Consider the following 17,331-nt stretch of genomic DNA (forward strand, 5'->3'; position numbering starts at 1 on the left):
GTTAGGCTTCCGCTATGCCTCAGCTCGCTGGTCACCGCACTGCCGCCGTCACCATGTCCGCGCTTTCCGCAGCCACTTCCGTCGCCCTGCTGGGGGCGTGTTCGTCGCCCCAACACGCCTCGTCCTCGCTGGGCACCACGCCGGCGGTTTGGACCGGATCGCCGGCGCCGTCGGGAACCGGGACCCCTGAGGGCGGGCCCGTCGCCGCGCCGTCGGGGCCGAGCATCGTCACCCACCTGAAGGCGCCCGACGGCACCCAGGTCGCGACCGCGACCTTCCAGTTCAACAACGGCTACGCCACGGTCACCATCGAGACGACGGCCAACGGGGTGCTGACGCCCGGCTTCCACGGGGTGCACATCCACAAGGCCGGCAAGTGCGAGCCCAACTCCGTCGCTCCGACCGGTGGCGCGCCGGGTGATTTCCTGTCCGCCGGCGGGCACTTCCAAGTGCCCGGGCACGCCGCCGAGCCCGCCAGCGGTGACCTGACCTCGCTCCAGGTGCGTAAGGACGGGTCCGCGATGATGATGACCACGACGGACGCCTTCGCCATGGACGACCTGGTCACCGGCGAGAAGACCGCGATCATCATTCATGCGGGCGCCGACAACTTCGCCAACATCCCGCCGGAGCGCTACAGCCAGACCAACGGAACACCGGGGCCCGACCAGATGACGATGACCACCGGTGACGCCGGCAAGCGGGTCGCGTGCGGTGTAATCGGTGCCGGCTAACAGGGCCCACGCGCGCATCGATTTCGCCCGTTCACCGAGGCCGACCCTCGGCGTGGAGTGGGAGTTCGCGCTCGTCGACGCGCAGACCCGTGACCTGAGCAACGAAGCCACGGCGGTCATCGCCGAGATCGGCGAAAACCCGCGCGTACACAAGGAGTTGCTGCGTAACACGGTCGAAGTCGTCAGCGGTGTCTGCCGTTCCACGTCGGAGGCGATGGAGGATCTGCGGGAGACCCTGGGCCCCGCGCACCGGATCGTCCGCGACCGGGGGATGGAGCTGTTCTGTGCCGGCGCACACCCGTTCGCGCAGTGGTCGACCCAGAAGCTGACCGACGCACCCCGGTACGCCGAACTGATCAAGCGCACCCAATGGTGGGGCCGCCAGATGTTGATCTGGGGCGTGCACGTGCACGTCGGAATTTCCTCGGCGCACAAGGTGATGCCGATCATGACGTCGTTGCTGAAGTACTACCCGCATCTGCTGGCGCTCTCGGCATCCTCGCCGTGGTGGACCGGCGTGGACACCGGGTACGCCAGCAACCGCGCGATGATGTTCCAGCAGTTGCCGACCGCCGGCCTGCCGTTCCAATTCCAGACCTGGGCGGAGTTCGAAGGCTTCGTCTACGACCAGAAGAAGACCGGCATCATCGATCATGTCGACGAAGTCCGTTGGGACATCAGGCCTTCGCCGCACCTGGGCACCATCGAGGTGCGGGTGTGTGACGGCGTGTCCAACCTGCGGGAGCTGAGCGCGCTGGTGGCGTTGACGCACTGCCTGGTCGTCGACCTGGACCGCCGGTTGGAAGCCGACGAGACGCTGCCGACCATGCCGCCGTGGCACAACCAGGAGAACAAGTGGCGCGCCGCGCGCTACGGGCTGGACGCGATCATCATCCAGGACGCCGACAGCAACGAGCGCCTGGTCACCGAGGATCTCGACGAGGTACTGAATCGCCTTGAGCCCGTGGCCAAATCGTTGAACTGTGCCGATGAGCTGGCCGCGGTGGCCGAGATCCCCAGGCTGGGCGCCTCGTACCAGCGGCAGCGCCGGGTGGCCGAGGAACACGACGGCGACCTGCGGGCCGTCGTCGACGCGCTGGTGGGCGAGCTGGAGATCTGATGGAGCTGGCGATGTTCCCGCTGGAGTCGGCCCTGCTGCCCGACCAGGATCTGCCGCTGCGGATCTTCGAGCCGCGCTACGGCGCGCTGGTCCGGCACTGCCTCGACACCGGCGACCCGTTCGGCGTGGTGCTGATCTCCCGGGGCCGCGAGGTCGGCGGCGGTGACGCGCGCTGTGATGTCGGCGTGCTGTCCCGGATCACCGAATGCGCCGAACACGGCGCGGGCCGTTACTCGATGCACTGCCGGACCGGTGAACGGATCCGGGTGTGCGAATGGCTGCCCGACGATCCCTACCCGCGCGCGACGGTGACGCTGTGGCCGGACGAGCCGGGGGACCCGGTCACCCCGGCCCAGCTGCTCGACGTCGAGGACCGGGCGATGGCGCTGTTCGAGCGGATCGCCGACGCGCGCGGCGTGGCGCTCCCGGACCGCGCGGACCTGTTGGGCCCCGACACGGCCGACGATCCCGGACAACGCCTGTACGCGTTGGCGTCGCGCATCCCCATCGGCACGGCCGACCGGTACACGGTGCTGTCGGCGCCGTCGGCAGCTGAGCGCCTGACCGCGCTCCGCGAGGCCGTGGACGCGGTCGCCGAGGTGGTGGAGTTTCAGCTCTCCGAATAGTTCGACAGGGGAATACATGAAGGTACAGCTGCAGGTCAACGGCTCACCGGTGGATGCGGCGGCCAGCGCGGCCGACATCGCCGCGACGGGAGCCGACGGGCTGTTCACCTTCGAGGGCCAGCACGACGTCTTCTTCCCGCTGATCATCGCCGCCGGGGCGACCGACCTGGACCTGATGACGAACGTGGCGATCGCCCCGCCGCGCAGCCCGCTGCACCTGGCGCACGCGGCGTACGACCTGCAGCTCTACAGCGGCGGCCGATTCCGGCTCGGCCTGGGCTCACAGGTGAAGGCCCACATCGAAAAGCGTTACGGCAGTAAGTGGGAGCGCCCCGCGGCGCGGATGGCCGAAACCATTTCGGCGATCAAGGCGATCTTCGCGGCCTGGGAAGGCCAGCGCCGCCTGGACTTTCGTGGCGAGTTCTTCACCCACACCATCATGGCGCCCAACTTCAACCCGGGGCCCAACCCGTTCGGACCGCCGCCGGTGCTGCTGGGCGCGCTGGGACCGGTGATGACGCGCACCGCCGCCGAGGTGGCCGACGGGCTGCTGGTGATGCCGTTCAACAGCGCCCGCCACTTTGCCGAACGCACCGTCCCCGCGGTCGCCGACGGGCTGCGCCGCGCGGGCCGATCCTCCGACGGATTCCAGATCATCGCCCAGGCCATGGTCGCCGTCGGCCGCGACGAAGCCGACCTGGCCGCCGCGGTAGACGGTGTGGCAGCGCTCATTTCGTTCTACGGCTCCACCCCGGCCTACCTGCCCGTGCTCGAGGCCGAGGGGTGGGCCGACGTCCAGCCCGAGCTCAACGCGCTGTCCAAGCAGGGCCGCTTCGCAGACATGCGCCGGCTGGTCGGCGACGAGATGGTGGCCCGGATCGGCGTCGTCGGCACCCCCGAGCAATGCGCCGAGCAGATCGCCGCCCGGTTCTCCGAGCACGCCGCCGAGGTGTGTTGCTACTTCCCGGGCTACACGCCGCGCGCCGCGGACATCGCCGACCTGATCGGCGCCCTGCACCGCGCCCCGGCCCTGCGATGAGCCCCGATCTGACGGTCGACGTCGACGCCGGCGTGGCGGTGCTCACGCTCAATCGGCCCGAGCAGCTCAACGCCTACACCGCCGAGATGGGCGCGCTGCTAAGCAGCGCGTACGCCGAGTGCGACGGCGACGACGACGTCCGGGCCATCGTCGTGACGGGGGCGGGCCGCGCGTTCTGCGCCGGGGCCGACTTCTCCGGCGACACAAGCCCGTTCGACGCGCCGGCCGCGGAGTTCTCCGCGTCACCGATCACCCCGGCCGCGTTCGAGTTGCGCAAGCCGGTGATCGCCGCCCTCAACGGCCATGCGATCGGCATCGGCCTGACCATCGCCTTGCAGGCCGACCTGCGCGTCGTCGCCGAGGACGCCAAATACGGTGTGGTGCAGGTCCGCCGGGGAGTGATCCCCGACTGCATGTCGCACTGGACGCTGGCGCGGCTGACCACCCTGGGGGCGGCCGCGGACATCCTGCTCACGGGGCGAACCTTCGGCGGGGCCGAGGCCGTGGCGCTCGGCATCGCAAACAGGGCGCTTCCGGCCAGGCAGGTGCTCGACCACGCGGTGAAGCTGGCGCGCGACATCGCCGTCAACGTGGCGCCGATGTCGGCGGCGCTCTGCAAGCGGCTGCTGTGGGACACCGCGATCAACAACTACACCCCGGGACAGGTCGCCGCGCTGGAAACCCAGCTGCACCGACGGGTGATGGGCAGCGCCGACGCGCGCGAAGGGGTGGCCGCCTTCCTCGAGCGCCGGCCGCCGTCGTTCACGTCGCGGCTGTCCCGCGAGTGGACCCCACTCCCGGAGACGTGAGCTTCTCCGAAATCTCCCACCACTGGTCCGCGCGCCGCTCGTCGCGAGCGTAGGGCGCCGCGGCCTCGCTGACCCGGCAGTCTTCGAGATACAGCCCCCCGCGGCCGGCGAGCTCCGGGCTGACGGCCGCCCATACCTGGGTAGCCGCGCCGCGATCGGGCGTGGTGACGTCGAGCCGCTCGCCCGTCGGTTTGCGCAGCCGCGAGAAGTCCGCCCGGGACATGTGCCGCGCGAGCGAGGTGGCCACGGTGCCGGGATGGACGGCGTAGGCGCGGATTCCCGCGTCGCGCAGGCGGCGGTCGGCTGCCACGGCGTGCAGGATGTTCGCCGTTTTCGACGCGCCGTAGGCGACGAACTTGTCGTACTCGCGGCGCTCCCAGTTGGGATCGTCGAAGTCGACGTCACCCATGATGTGGCCGGCAGACGACAGGTTCACGATCCGGGCCTCACCATTAGCCCGGCCGGCGGCCGCGAGCTGCGGCACGAGGCGCCGGGTCAGTTCGAAGTGCCCGAAATGGTTGGTGCCGATCTGCATCTCGAATCCATCGCGCGTCCTGCCGAACGGTGTGAACATCACTCCGGCGTTGTTCATCAGAACGTCGATGGCCGGGGCGATGTCGCCGATCGCGGCCGCCGCCGCCGCGACGCCCGCCAGCGTGGTGAGGTCGAGCTCGACGGCAGCGGTCCGCGCGCCGGGCACCTCGGCCCCGATCCACCGCGCCGCCTCTGCCAGCGCCGCCGGATTGCGGGCGGCCAGGACGACGTGCGCGCCCGCGGCGGCCAGCGCGCGGGCCGCCTCGCGCCCCAACCCGGACGAGGCGCCGGTGATAACACAGACCTTGCCGGACAGGTCGATTCCGTCGACGACGTCCAGCGCGGTCGGTGGCTCGGTCACGCCGGTATACGCTGCCACACCGCGGCGCGCTTCATGAGCCGCGGCGCCACGGCCCGGTGCAGCGGGCCGACGAAAGCCCAGACCGTTCGGGCGGCGGTTTTGCGGCAGTACCGCACGCGAGTGGTGAGACTGGCCCGGCCGTCCTGGCGTCGCAGCGTCAGCTCGCCGCGCATGAGCGGTCCCCGCGCGGTCAGCACCAGTTCGTCGCGATCCGAACCCGCGATCGTCCAGCCGATGATGTGCTCGGGCGACGAATACGGCCCGAGGCGGAATCTCAGCACGTGGCGGTGGATCCACGGGACAACGCCACCGCCCGCGCCCCGCCCCACGGCGTCTCGGAACATCTGCTCGGCTGTGCGTGAGTCGCCTTGCGGCAGTGGGACTTCGAAGACGTCCGTGTAGTCGGCCCGCTCGGCGGCCGCCGCGATGCGTTTGAGCGTCCACCGGACGGCGACGCGGTGCCCGCCGGTGCCGATGACGAGCGCCCGGTAGACCTTGCCGTGCAGGCCCGGGAAGGCGGCCCAAGTCGCCGAGCGCACACGGGTCCGGCTGCCGGTCAGCGAGTCCAACTCGAACACCCATCGGTACACCGCGAAGGGGTGCCGTCCCTTCAGCGCGAACCGCGCGGGCGGCCGCGCCTCGTCCAGCGCGAAGCCGATCGGCACGGTCGACGGGTCACCCGGGTCCCGGCACATCACCCGCAACAGCGCCGACCAGGTGTCCGCGCGCTCCGCGTCGATGGTTATGGCATGCTCATCGATATAGGTTAATCGTTCCATATAGAAGGAATGTACTAGATCGTGGCACCTCCGCGGAAGCATGAAACCGATGTGATTCTCGACGCCGCCCGGACGCTGGTGCTCGGCGGCGGACCGCGCGCGGCGAGCGTCGCGGCCATCGCCAAGACCAGCGGCGCCCCCGCGGGCACCCTCTATCACCGGTTCGGCAACCGCGACGGCATCCTCACGGCGGCGTGGCTGCGCGCGCTCGAACGCTTCCAGGCGAGGGCGCTGGCCGCCGACGGCGAAACCCCGGCGGACACTGCGATCGCCATGGCCGTAGCCGCCGTCAGCTTCGCGCGCGAGCTGCCCGACGACGCCCGGCTGTTGTTGACGATCCGGCCCGGCGACCTGCTCGACGAGGAGCCCGACGCGGACTTCCAGCGGACGCTGGCGGCGATGAACGCCCCGCTGACCGAGCGGATCGCGGTGTTGGCCCGGCAGCTCTATGGGAACGACACGCCCCAGTCCGTCGACGCCGTCGCGCGTGCGGTGGCGGACCTGCCCTATGCGGTGGTCCGGCGCCACGCCCACGACGACCCGATGCCCGACTGGCTGGAAGGCGACGTCGCGGCGTCGGCGCTGGCCGTGCTACGGACCTTTGGCGAAGGCCCGTAGCGCCTCCACCTGCGTGGGATCCAGTGAAGGGCGCACGATTTGGCGTGCCGCCGCGATATCGGCCGCCGTCACGTCGGTGGCGTCGATGGACCGCCGCATCGCGGTCAGTGCCGCCTCGCGCAGCAGCGCCACGCAGTCGGCGGCGCTGTAGCCGTCGAGCCCGACGGCCACCTCGTCGAGGTCGACGTCGTCGCTCAGCGGGACCGATTTGCCCGCGGTGTGCAGGATTTCGCGGCGGGCGGCGGCGTCGGGAGGTTCGACGAACACCCGCCGCTCCAGGCGGCCCGGTCGCAGCAAGGCCGGGTCGATCAGGTCGGGACGGTTGGTGGCGCCCAGCACGACGACGTCTCGCAGGGGATTGACGCCGTCGAGCTCGGTCAGCAGCGCGGCGACCACCCGATCGGTCACGCCCGAGTCGAAGCTCTGCCCGCGCCGGGGAGCCAGCGCGTCGATCTCGTCGAGGAACACCAGGGACGGAGCCGAGTCGCGGGCGCGCCGAAAAAGTTCGCGGACGGCCTTTTCCGAGCTGCCCACCCACTTGTCCATCAGCTCGGACCCCTTGACGGCGTGCACGGACAGCTGCCCCGTGCTGGCCAGCGCGCGCACGACGAAGGTCTTGCCGCAGCCGGGCGGCCCGTACAGCAGCACCCCGCGCGGCGGTTCGACACCCAGCCGGGCGAAGGTGTCCGGATGCTGCAGCGGCCACAACACGGCCTCGGTCAGCGCCTGCCGAGCCTCGGCCATGTCGCCGACGTCGTTGAGCGTGACGTTGCCGACGGTCACTTCCTCGCTGGCCGACCGGGACAGCGGCCGGATGACCGTCAGCGCGCCGAGCAGGTCGTCCTGGTTCAGCTCGGGTGGCCGGCCGTCGATGCTGGCCCGCGACGCCGCGCGCAGCGCCGCTTCCCGCAGCAGCGCCGCCAGGTCGGCAACCACGAAACCCGGTGTGCGCGAGGCGATCTCGTGGAGATCCAGGGCGCCGGCCGGCACCGATTTCAGCAGCGACTCCAGCAGCGCCTTGCGGGTGCCGGCGTCGGGCAGCGGCAGGCTCAGCTCCCGGTCGCACAGGTCCGGCGCGCGCAGCCGGGCATCGAGCTGGTCGGGCCGCGCGGAGGTGGCGATCAACGCGACGCCCTCGGTCGCCACCGCGGTTCGCAGCTCGCCCAGGATCAGGGCGGCCACCGGCTCCGGGGTGGCGGGCAGCAGGGCGTCGACGTCGGTGATAAGCAGGACGCCACCGCCGTCGCGGACGGCCCGCACCGCCGAACTCACGGTCTTGAGCCGGTCTTCCGGCGTCAGCGCGCCCACCTCGGGGCCGTCCAGTTTCACCAGCCTGCGGCCGTCGCACACCGCGCGCACCAGCGTCACCTTGCCGACGCCGGCCGGACCCGACACCAGCACGCCCAGGTTGGCGCCCGCGCCCAGTGTCTTGAGCAAATGCGGCTCGTCGAGTGCGAGCTTGAGCCACTCGGCGAGCTTGGCGGCCTGTGGCTGCGATCCCTTGAGCTCCTCGACGACGGTCTCGGGGCTGGCGACGTCGACGAAGTCCTGCGACAGCGCGGCCCCGGACGGGACGCCGACACCCCAGGTGACCAGTGAGTTGGGCTGCACGCTGACCGGTCCCGCGGGGTCGGCGCCGGTGACCGTCAGCAGCTCCGAGGTCCAGCTGATCCCGACCGAGGCGGCCAGCGCGCGGGTCGCGGCCGACGTTGAGGTGCCCGGGCCCAGGTCGCGGGGCAGCAGCGAGACGGCGTCGCCGACGGTCAGCACCTTGCCGAGCAGGGCCTGCCGCAACGTGACCGGCGAGATCGACTGGTGGGCCAGCGACGAGCCGGACAGCGTCACCGACCGGGCGCCGTAGACGGTGACCACGCCGACGATCACCGGGTTACCCTCGCGCAGCCCGGCGTTGGACAACGTCACGTCGTCGAGCAGCACCGTGCCGACCGGGGTGTCCGGCCCGGCCAGGGCCGCCACCGCCGCCGTGGTCCGCGAGCCCGTCAGCGCCACCGCGTCCCACTCCCGAATGCCAAGCGCGGCAACGGCGCTCGGATGCAATCGGACGACGCCGCGGCGTGAGTCCACGGCGGAGGTGTTCAACCGCGCGGTGAGCGTGAGCTGACGGGCCGCATCCTCGCCCGGTCGGCTCATGGCAGGCGCCCGCCCGGTTTGCGCAGCCCCAGCCGCGCCATCGAGCGGCGGTTCGGTTGCGCCCGGCGGATCGCGCGCCGCGCGGCGCGGCGCTGCTTGGGCTTGTCGTCCCACGCCTCGGGGTGCGCGGCCAGCCAGCGCTGGTTGCGGACCGCGAACGGCACGTGGCACAGGTAGGCGACGATGATGACCCAGATCAGGACGTAGGGCGCCAAGACCGCCGCGGCCGCGCAGATCGCCAGCAGTGCCAGCAGCGGCGCGGCCCAGCTCGGCGGCACCGCCGCGGCGTGCATCTTGCGCATCGGGATCTTGCTGATCATCAGCACCGACGTCCCGGTGATCCAGATGCACAGGAACGTCGTCGAGGTCCACCAGCCCTCGCCGAACTGCAATTTCAGTCCGATCAGGCCGATCATCGACACCGCGCCCGCCGGCGCGGGCATGCCGACGAAGAACTCGTGAGTGTAGGCGGGCTGGCTGCCGTCCGCCTGCAGCGCGTTGAAGCGGGCCAGCCGCAGCACGACGCACACCGCGTAGAGCAGGATCACCACCCAACCGGCCGGCGACTTCCCCAGCAGCGTCACGTAGAGCACGATCGCCGGCGTCACACCGAAGTTCACCGCGTCGGCCAGCGAGTCGATCTCCTCGCCCATGCGGGACTGGGCATCCAGGATGCGGGCCACCCGGCCGTCCAGCCCGTCCAGGATGGCCGCCGCGGCGATCAACGCCATCGCGGCCTTCGGCTGGTGCTCGAGGGCGAACCGGATCGAGGTCAGGCCCGCGCAGATGGACAACACGGTCATCGCGCTCGGCAGGATCTGCAGGTTGACCGACGGCCTGCCGCGCGGCTTGCTGATCATCACAGCTCGGCCAGCACGGTTTCGCCGGCGATGGCGCGCTGCCCCACAAGGACAAGCGGCTCGGCGCCCGGGGGCAGATAGGTGTCGAGCCGGGAGCCGAACCGGATCAGCCCGTAGGTGTCACCGATAGCCAGCTTGTCGCCGACGCGCGCGTCGCAGATGATGCGCCGCGCCAACAGCCCGGCGACCTGCACCGCCACCACCTCCGCGCCGGTGGCCGTCCTGATCCGCAGACTCGTGCGCTCGTTCTCGGTGCTGGCCGCGGCCAGGTCGGCCGACCCGAACCGGCCGGGCCGGTGCTGCATGGCGATCACCTCGCCGCTCACCGGGGCGCGCTGCACGTGGGCGTCCAGCAGCGACAGGAAGATGCTGACCCGCGGGAGCGGCGCGTCACCCATCCCGAGTTCGGCGGGCGGGGCGGCGGAATCGATCACGCACACCACCCCGTCGGCGGGCGCGACGATCGCGCCCGGCCGGGTCGGCGGCACCCGCGGCGGATGGCGGAAGAACCCCGCGCAGGCGCCGGCCGCCAGCAGGCCGGCCCGCCGGATCCATCGGTGCCTGCGGCCGGCCAGCGCCACCGCCAGTCCGCCGGCGATGAACGGGCGGCCGGCCGGGTGTACCGGCGGAATGGTCGAGCGCACCAACTCCAACGCGTGCTGCGGGCTGAAGCTTGGGTCCTCGGCGGTGGGGCCGATAGGGCGGGGGCGTCGTGCCACGCGGCCATCTTACGAAAGGTGCGGCCGGTTGGTTGGGGCCCGCAGGGGGAACGCCCACCTTCGATATGCATCCGAATGACGATTGGGCGCCACGGCTGCGCCCGGCGAAGATCGCAGTCACCGCCGTATTCATCGCCCACGCCGTGGGGTTCTCCTCGTGGGCGGCCCACATCCCGGCCGTCAAGGCCGACCTCGGCCTGTCCGACGCGGCGCTGGGAACGGCGCTGTTCGGTGCGCCGCTGGGGTCGGTCGTGGCCACGCTGGGCAGCCACTGGGCGCTGCCGCGCTGGGGGAGCCACCGGCTGATTCCCGTGACGGCCGCCGGCTACGCCGTCGCGGGCACCACGGTGGGGCTGGCCCGCTCCGGGCCCTGGCTGTTTGCGGCGCTGGCGTTGTGGGGGACGTTCCAGGGCGGGCTGGACGTCGCGATGAACACCCAAGCGGGCACGGTCGAGCGCCTGGCGCGGGCGCCGATCATCGCCCGCTTCCACGGCATGTGGAGCCTCGGCGCGTTACTGGGCGCCCTGATCGGCGCGGCGTGCGTCGGTGCCGGCATCGGCCTGACGCCCCAGCTGGCGGCGGTCGGGCTCGTGGTCCTGGTCGTCGTCGGGGCGCTGACCCGGCGGCTGATTCCGGACCGGGCGGGCGGCGCCGCGGAATCGCCCGCCGCGGGGGCCTGGCTGACGCCGACGGTGGCGATCCTTGCGGCGGTGGCCTTCGTGTCGTTCCTGTGCGAGGGCGCCGCCACCGACTGGTCGGCCAACTATCTGCGCAACGTCGTCGGCGCCGGTCCCGGGATCGCCGCGTTGAGCTACGCGGCGTACACCCTGACGATGGTCGTCACCCGGCTGGGCGCGATACGCCTGCACGCGCGGGTGTCGGCCCGCCGGCTGTTGCCGGCCCTCGCGCTGTTCGCCGCGGCGGGCATGGGCGTGACGCTGGCGACCGCCAATTCCGTTGTCAGCGTTGTTGGATTCGCCTGTCTGGGGGTCGGCGTGGCGCTGCTGGTGCCCACCGCGTTCAGCGCCGCTTACGGCGCGGGCGGCGCGGGCTCGGCGATCGCCATCGTCGCGGCGACGGGCTGGCTGGGCTACCTGCTGGGGCCGCCGCTGATCGGCCACCTGGCCGACCGGGTCGGACTGGCCGCGGCCCTGGTGACCATCCCGGTGCTGATGACCGTTGTCGCAGTCGCCATTCGCTGCGCCACCGCCTTTGACCGGGCCGACGAGTTCCATCGACAGGTGGCGACCCCAGCGGCTTAGCGCTAGGCCAGATCCCACACCTGCAGCTCGGTCCCCTCGGACACCTCGACGACGTCCTCGGGGATGTCCAGCAGCGCGTTCGCCGACGCCAGCCACCGCAGGTGGTGCGAGGCGGGCGGGCCGTAACTGGTGACGGTGCCGGCGTCGCGGTCCAGCACCGCGCGGCGGAACTGCCGCTTGCCGCGCGGCGAGGTCAGCGACTCGGTGAGCACGGCGGCCCGGTGCGGGCGTTCCGGGTCGGGCAGGCCCATGGCTCTGCGCAGCGCGGGCCGGATGAACACCTCGAAGGACACCAGGGCGCTGACCGGGTTGCCGGGCAGGGTGACGATCGTCGCGCCGGCCACCCGCCCGATGCCCTGCGGCATCCCGGGCTGCATCGCCACCTTGACGAACTCCACGCCCTGGTCGCCCCCGCGGCCGAACGCGTCCTTGACCACCTCGTAGGCGCCGGCGCTGACTCCGCCGCTGGTGATGATCAGGTCCGCCTCGCCGGCATGCTTCTGGATGAGCGAACTGAACTGTGCGACATCGTCTTCGGCGGTGACCACCTCGATCACGTCGGCGCCCGCGTCGCGAACGGCGCCGGCCAGCATGATCGAGTTGGACTCGTAGATCTGTCCCGGCCGCAGCGGGTTGCCCGGCGCCACCAGCTCCGACCCGGTCGATATCACCAGCACGCGTTGGCGCGGGAGCACGGGCAGCTCGGCCATTCCCAGCGCCGCGGCCAGGCCGAGCACGGCCGGCGTCACCACCTGGCCGCGCCGCAGGACGGTGGTGCCGGGGGCGACGTCCTCACCCGCGCGCCGGATGTGCTTGCCGGCCTCGCGCGGCGCGCGGATCGACACCACATCCACGCCGCCGTCGGTGTCTTCGACGGGCACGACGGCCGTCGCCCCGGCGGGCAGCGGCGCGCCGGTCATGATGCGGTGCGCGGTGTTCGGTTGCAGCGTCAACTCGTCGGTGCGCCCGGCCGGAATGTCCTCGGCGACCTCGAGCACCACCGGGTTCTCGGGCGTGGCGCCGGAGGTGTCCTCGGCGCGCACCGCGTATCCGTCCATCGCGGAGTTGTCGAAGACCGGTAGCGCCAGCCGCGCGACCACGTCGTCGGCCAGGACCAGGCCCTGCGCCTCGGCCAGCGCGGCGGCGGCCGCCGGCCGGGGACGGATCAATTCGGCTACGACGCGCTGATGTTCTTCGACCGACCGCACCCGGCCATTATCGGCGAAGTCAGATTGCGAAGCCGACCGCGGTACTTGTTCGGACACCGACCAGAGCCGACGTTGCAGCTCCTCGCTGGGAGCCATGGCCGCCAAAAGCAGCCATCTCGTTGGGGGTGGCGGCGCTTCGACGTACAGTCGAGAACGTGATTACCGGTATGGCCCACACCGGGGTGTGTGTTCCGGATTGCGAGGCCGCCGTGGCGTTTTACCGAGACGTATTGGGCCTGCGTGTGCTCTCGCCGCCCTATGTGATGACCGGTAACGCCATTCGCGACGACATGGGCGAGCTGGTGGGTGACCCCAGCATGAAGGCGGCCATCGTGGGGTTGCCGGGCGACGGCGACCGCGTGCTCGAGGTGATCGAATACCTCGGCGCGCAACCGGTCGGGCGCGCCGGCGGCCGGGCCCTCACCGACCACGGACTGTCCCACGTCGGGCTCATCTGTGAGGACATCGACGCCACCCGGGCCGAGCTGGAGGGCAAGGGCGTGCGCTTTCTGGTCAAGGGAATCGCGGAGGTGGCGCGGGTTCGCACCACGTGGTTCGTCGACCCCTGGGGCGTGGTGTTCATCCTGGTGGAGAAGAGCCGCCCGCAGCGACCGTATTACGCGCAATGGGACTGAAGCCGACCGTCGCGATCATCGGCGCGGGCGCCGGCGGCATCGCCATGGGCATCCAGCTGGCCGAGGGCGGCTACGAGTTCACCATCTTCGACCGCGCCGACGGATTCGGCGGGACCTGGCGGCACAACACCTTTCCGGGCGCGGCGTGCGACGTCCCGTCGCACCTGTACTCGTATTCCTTTGCGCCCAACCCGCGGTGGAGCAAGACGTACGCCAACCAGCCCGAGATCCTGGCGTACCTGGAAAAGGTCGCCGTCGACCACGGGTTGGGCGCGCGCCTGCGGGCCAACACCGCGATCGTCGCCGTGCGCTGGTCGGACAGCCGCCGCCGCTGGACGCTGACCGACGGCGACGGGCACGAGCACGAATTCGACATGGTGGTCAGCGCCGTCGGGATGCTCGACGTGCCCCACATCCCGGAGATTCCCGGCGCGCGGCGGTTCCGGGGGCGCCAATTCCATTCGGCCCGCTGGGATCACAGCAAGTCGACGGCCGGGGAGCGGGTCGCGTCCATCGGCACGGGCGCCAGCGCGATCCAGTATGTCCCCGCGATAGCGCGAAAGACCGCGCACCTGACCGTGTTTCAGCGGACCCCGATCTGGATCGCACCCCGATTTGACTTCCCGTTCACCCCCGAGCAGCACGAGCTGTTCGAGCGTGACCCCGCGACGGCGCGCAAGCTCAGGGACGAGGCGTTCGACGCCTACGAGTCGGCCAGCTTCGACGTCGAACATGCTCAGACGCGAGAGGCGACCGAGCTGGCCCGCAGTTACCTCATGCGCAAGGTCGCCGACCCCCAGCTGCGGGCCAAGCTGATGCCGGACTATCCCGCGGGCTGCAAGCGGCCGCTGATGTCACGCGAGTGGTACCCCACGTTCGCGTTGCCCAACGTCTCCCTGGAGACCACCGCCATCGCCGAGCTGACCGAGCGGGGGGTACGCACCGCGGACGGCGTCGAGCACCGCGTGGACACCATCATCTACGGCACCGGGTTCAAGGCCGCCGATTATCTGGCGAGCATCGACGTGTACGGCACCGGCGGTCGCCGCCTGGCCGATGACTGGAGCGGCGGCGCCGAGGCGTACCTGGGCACGCTGGTGGCCGGGTATCCCAACTTCTTCACGCTGTACGGCCCCAACACCAACGGGGTCAACTCGATCATCTACATCCACGAGGCGCAGACGACCTTCGTCCGCCACATCCTCGACGCGATGAGCGGCCGCGGCGCGCGCACGGTGGAGGTGACGCCCGAGGCGCAGCGCCGCTATAACGACGAGATCCAGGCCGCGATGGCGGGCAAGGTCTGGCTGGCGTGCAGCAACTACTTCCGCCATCCCAGCGGGAAGGTGGTCACCCAATTGCCTTACAGCGGGCGGACTTTCTTCGAGCGCACCCGCGAGTTGGTCGACGCCGACTACCGCTTCGGTCGGTGACCGGTCGGCCGCCTGAGCCGCCGCCCGCGGACCCTGGCGGACGCGGTCGGCACGCGTTTGAGGCCCGGGCGCCTCGGTCGTTTGACCCGCTCCGCGGTCCTGATCGGGGCGCTGAACGCCGTCTCGACCTTCATCCGCAACCACGCCGCAGCCCGCTTCGACCTCACCTGCACGGCCAAACCCTACGTCGCGCGCACGGCACGCATCGCCGCCGAGCGCCGAATGTTTGCTCACCATTAACCCGGCGGAGCTACTGCACCCAGTAGTTGTCGTGGCGGACGAACCACTCCCTGCGCTCGTCGTCGGTCATGTCGGCGAGTGCGCCGAAGCCCTCGAAGTAGGCCTCCCGCGGCGCACCCGGTGCGAAGAGCATCAGGATCGACGCCGGCTCGTCGGCCCCGTTGCGGAAGCCGTGGACGCCGCCGGGCGGGACATAGAGGAAGTCGCCCTGCCGGCCGTCGACCCACTGGGTGCCGTCGTAAAGCTTCATCGTCCCGGACAGCACGAAGAAGGCCTCGGACATCGCCCGGTGAAAGTGTGGGCCGGGCCCACCGCCACCGGCGGGGAGGTCGACCCGGTACAGCCCGTAGTCGCCGCCGGTGGCCTGTTGGTTGGCCAGGTAGTGGTATCTGACGCCACCGGTTTCGTAATCGGGCGGCGAGTCGGCCCGCTTGAGCCAGGCGCTGACCTCCGGCTCGTCCTTGGTGTATCGGGGCGGGGGATATGGCGGGACGACGAGGGACATGCCTCCAGTGTGCGGCTATAACATCGCGGGCGTGGCGGACGAAGAAGCTCGGGCGGAACGGCTGCTCGACGCCCAGGAGAAGGCGACGCAACTGTTCGACGAGATCGAGCGGCGCGCCATGATCCGCCCCGGCGTCTCGGAAAAGCAGTTGTCCGACGAAATCAACCAGCTCGCCGCGGAACTGCTCGGGGTCACCCGGCACTGGCATCGGCGGATCGTGCGGGCCGGTGCGAACACCCTGCGGCCCTTCAGCGAGCGCCCGCCGGACCGGGTGGTCGCTGACGGCGACATCGTCTTCCTCGACCTCGGACCGATATTCGCGGAGTGGGAGGCGGACTTCGGTCGCACCTTCGTGCTCGGCGACGACCCGCACAAGACCGCCGTCCGAGACGCGCTGCCCCGGGTGTGGCAGGCCGGCCGCGAGTACTTCGACGCGCGCCCGGACATCACCGGCGCCGAGCTGTACGACTTCGTCGTGGGGCTGGCGCACGCCGAGGGCTTCGAGTTCGCCAGCGCTATTGCCGGCCACCTGGTGGGGGAGTTTCCGCACAAGAAGATCGCCGGCCCCGGCGTCCAGTGGTACATCATGCCCGGATCGAGCAAGCCGATGCGGCGCACGGACCCGGCCGGCCGCACCTGCCACTGGATCCTGGAGATCCATCTGGCCGACCGGGCCCGCGGCTTCGGCGGCTTCTACGAGCAGCTGCTCGACCTCAGCCCAGTGGATACGTGACGCCGGTGAGCTCCTCCGAGACCGCCCACAGCCGCCGCTGCACGTCGACGTCGTGGGACTTCGCGCTGGACGCCACCAGCTTCGGGTAGCCACGCGTCTCGGCGAAGCCGTCCGGCCCGTAGTACTGGCCGCCGAGGACCCCCGGGTCGGTGGCCGCGCGCAGCGTGGGGAGCGCGCCCATGGCCGCGTCCTGGGCGATCAGGTTGAAGAACACGTTGACGAGCGGCCGGAACGCCGTGGGCGTGTAGCGGCCCAGCTCGGTGTTCGACCCGCCGGGGTGGGCGGCGGCGGCGATGGTCGTGCCGTGCGGGGCGAGCCTGCGCTGCAGTTCGTAGGTGAACAGCAGGTTGGCCAGCTTGGCCTGCCCGTACGCCGCGACCCGGTTGTAGCGGCGCTCCCACTGCAGGTCGTCGAAGTGGATGTCGGCGAGGATGCGGTGGCCCATGCTGCTCACGGTCACGACCCGCGAACCGGGGACCGCCAGCAGCCGGTCCAGCAGCAGCCCGGTCAGCGCGAAGTGGCCGAGGTGGTTGGTGCCGAACTGCAGCTCGAACCCGTCCTTGGTGGTTTCCTTCGGCGTGTACATGACGCCCGCGTTGTTGATCAGCAGGTCGATGCGGTCGTAATCGGCCTTGAGTTGCTCGGCCGCGGCGCGGATGGAGTCCAGCGACGTCAGGTCCAGCTCCTGCAGTGCGACGTCGGCGTCGGGCCGGACGGCCGCGATGCGCGCGGCGGCTTCCTTGCCCTTTTCCAGATTGCGGACGGCCAGCACGACGCGCGCGCCGTGGTCGGCGAGCGCGGCGGCCGTCTCGTAGCCGAGGCCGGTGTTGGCCCCGGTGATGACGGCGACGCGACCGGTCTGATCGGGAATGTCGGCGGCGGTCCAGTTGGCCATGTTTTCTCCTAGAACGGATAGACTAAACGGGGCGAGCGCTCCGGTTGATTAAAACTATATGGAACGCGCG

Annotated in this window: 19 protein-coding genes; 11 read left to right on the top strand and 8 right to left on the bottom strand. The window is 71.0% G+C overall.

Features of this window, described 5'->3' with window-relative positions:
• The first annotated feature begins 14 nt into the window (after positions 1-14).
• From A5773_RS05750 to A5773_RS05770, 5 genes are read left to right on the top strand one after another with little or no spacing between them, the layout of a single operon-like run.
• Positions 15-734: a superoxide dismutase family protein gene (locus A5773_RS05750; RefSeq protein ID WP_066952081.1), complete on the top strand. Its 720-nt coding sequence runs from the start codon at positions 15-17 to the stop codon at positions 732-734.
• Positions 724-1,854, top strand: a complete 1,131-nt coding sequence (locus tag A5773_RS05755) for a glutamate--cysteine ligase (RefSeq protein ID WP_066952083.1) — start codon at positions 724-726, stop codon at positions 1,852-1,854. The genes A5773_RS05750 and A5773_RS05755 overlap by 11 nt, the downstream gene beginning before the upstream one ends.
• On the top strand, positions 1,854-2,480 hold the full coding sequence (locus tag A5773_RS05760) for an LON peptidase substrate-binding domain-containing protein (RefSeq protein ID WP_067789934.1): 627 nt from the start codon (positions 1,854-1,856) through the stop codon (positions 2,478-2,480). Before A5773_RS05755 ends, A5773_RS05760 begins: the two co-directional genes overlap by 1 nt.
• Before the next feature lie 16 nt (positions 2,481-2,496).
• Positions 2,497-3,519 carry a TIGR03617 family F420-dependent LLM class oxidoreductase gene (locus A5773_RS05765; RefSeq protein ID WP_066952087.1) on the top strand — a complete coding sequence of 341 codons (1,023 nt, stop codon included), beginning with the start codon at positions 2,497-2,499 and terminating at the stop codon, positions 3,517-3,519.
• Positions 3,516-4,328 (top strand): enoyl-CoA hydratase/isomerase family protein, encoded by an 813-nt coding sequence (locus A5773_RS05770; protein WP_066952089.1) that lies wholly within the window; start codon positions 3,516-3,518, stop codon positions 4,326-4,328. The genes A5773_RS05765 and A5773_RS05770 overlap by 4 nt, the downstream gene beginning before the upstream one ends.
• Here A5773_RS05770 and A5773_RS05775 read toward each other — a convergent pair.
• Positions 4,282-5,223 carry an SDR family NAD(P)-dependent oxidoreductase gene (locus tag A5773_RS05775; protein ID WP_067789937.1) on the bottom strand — a complete coding sequence of 314 codons (942 nt, stop codon included), beginning with the start codon at positions 5,221-5,223 and terminating at the stop codon, positions 4,282-4,284. The genes A5773_RS05770 and A5773_RS05775 overlap by 47 nt on opposite strands.
• Positions 5,220-6,002 (bottom strand): hypothetical protein, encoded by a 783-nt coding sequence (locus tag A5773_RS05780; RefSeq protein ID WP_066952093.1) that lies wholly within the window; start codon positions 6,000-6,002, stop codon positions 5,220-5,222. Before A5773_RS05780 ends, A5773_RS05775 begins: the two co-directional genes overlap by 4 nt.
• A 21-nt stretch (positions 6,003-6,023) precedes the next feature.
• Between A5773_RS05780 and A5773_RS05785 the strand changes: the two genes are divergently transcribed.
• A complete protein-coding gene (locus tag A5773_RS05785) occupies positions 6,024-6,620 on the top strand; it encodes a TetR/AcrR family transcriptional regulator (RefSeq protein WP_066952095.1) in 597 nt (198 codons plus the stop codon).
• Here the strand turns inward: A5773_RS05785 and A5773_RS05790 are convergent.
• From A5773_RS05790 to A5773_RS05800, 3 genes are read right to left on the bottom strand one after another with little or no spacing between them, the layout of a single operon-like run.
• Positions 6,594-8,771, bottom strand: coding sequence for an AAA family ATPase (locus tag A5773_RS05790; RefSeq protein ID WP_067789940.1), 2,178 nt, complete (start codon positions 8,769-8,771; stop codon positions 6,594-6,596). The two genes, A5773_RS05785 and A5773_RS05790, sit on opposite strands and share 27 nt — an antisense overlap.
• Positions 8,768-9,631: a CDP-diacylglycerol--serine O-phosphatidyltransferase gene (gene pssA / locus A5773_RS05795; protein ID WP_067789943.1), complete on the bottom strand. Its 864-nt coding sequence runs from the start codon at positions 9,629-9,631 to the stop codon at positions 8,768-8,770. The genes A5773_RS05790 and pssA overlap by 4 nt, the downstream gene beginning before the upstream one ends.
• A complete protein-coding gene (locus tag A5773_RS05800; RefSeq protein ID WP_066952101.1) occupies positions 9,631-10,350 on the bottom strand; it encodes a phosphatidylserine decarboxylase in 720 nt (239 codons plus the stop codon). Before A5773_RS05800 ends, pssA begins: the two co-directional genes overlap by 1 nt.
• A 65-nt stretch (positions 10,351-10,415) precedes the next feature.
• On the opposite strand from A5773_RS05800, the gene A5773_RS05805 reads away from it, so the two are divergent.
• Positions 10,416-11,612, top strand: a complete 1,197-nt coding sequence (locus A5773_RS05805) for an MFS transporter (protein WP_067789946.1) — start codon at positions 10,416-10,418, stop codon at positions 11,610-11,612.
• Positions 11,613-11,614: 2 nt separating this feature from the next.
• Here the strand turns inward: A5773_RS05805 and glp are convergent, their stop codons facing one another.
• Complete coding sequence (glp, locus tag A5773_RS05810) at positions 11,615-12,820, bottom strand: gephyrin-like molybdotransferase Glp (protein ID WP_067789989.1); 1,206 nt, start codon at positions 12,818-12,820, stop codon at positions 11,615-11,617.
• Positions 12,821-12,975: 155 nt separating this feature from the next.
• On the opposite strand from glp, the gene A5773_RS05815 reads away from it, so the two are divergent.
• The 3 genes from A5773_RS05815 (at position 12,976) to A5773_RS25925 (ending at position 15,128) form a co-directional block, all read left to right on the top strand.
• Positions 12,976-13,455, top strand: a complete 480-nt coding sequence (locus A5773_RS05815) for a VOC family protein (protein ID WP_066952106.1) — start codon at positions 12,976-12,978, stop codon at positions 13,453-13,455.
• Entirely contained in the window at positions 13,446-14,888 is a 1,443-nt protein-coding gene (locus A5773_RS05820) for an NAD(P)/FAD-dependent oxidoreductase (RefSeq protein WP_067789949.1), read from the top strand. Before A5773_RS05815 ends, A5773_RS05820 begins: the two co-directional genes overlap by 10 nt.
• 81 nt (positions 14,889-14,969) lie before the next feature.
• Positions 14,970-15,128: a hypothetical protein gene (locus A5773_RS25925; RefSeq protein ID WP_156659437.1), complete on the top strand. Its 159-nt coding sequence runs from the start codon at positions 14,970-14,972 to the stop codon at positions 15,126-15,128.
• Between the two features lie 10 nt (positions 15,129-15,138).
• On the opposite strand, the gene A5773_RS05825 is transcribed toward A5773_RS25925, so the two are convergent.
• Positions 15,139-15,633: a cupin domain-containing protein gene (locus tag A5773_RS05825; RefSeq protein WP_066952110.1), complete on the bottom strand. Its 495-nt coding sequence runs from the start codon at positions 15,631-15,633 to the stop codon at positions 15,139-15,141.
• On the opposite strand from A5773_RS05825, the gene A5773_RS05830 reads away from it, so the two are divergent.
• On the top strand, positions 15,632-16,366 hold the full coding sequence (locus A5773_RS05830) for a M24 family metallopeptidase (protein ID WP_067789953.1): 735 nt from the start codon (positions 15,632-15,634) through the stop codon (positions 16,364-16,366). The two genes, A5773_RS05825 and A5773_RS05830, sit on opposite strands and share 2 nt — an antisense overlap.
• Here A5773_RS05830 and A5773_RS05835 read toward each other — a convergent pair.
• Positions 16,347-17,261, bottom strand: coding sequence for an SDR family NAD(P)-dependent oxidoreductase (locus A5773_RS05835; protein ID WP_067789954.1), 915 nt, complete (start codon positions 17,259-17,261; stop codon positions 16,347-16,349). The genes A5773_RS05830 and A5773_RS05835 overlap by 20 nt on opposite strands.
• Between the last annotated feature and the right edge of the window lie 70 nt (positions 17,262-17,331).

This window comes from Mycobacterium sp. 852014-52450_SCH5900713, assembly GCF_001667075.1.
Classification (GTDB): Bacteria; Actinomycetota; Actinomycetes; order Mycobacteriales; family Mycobacteriaceae; genus Mycobacterium.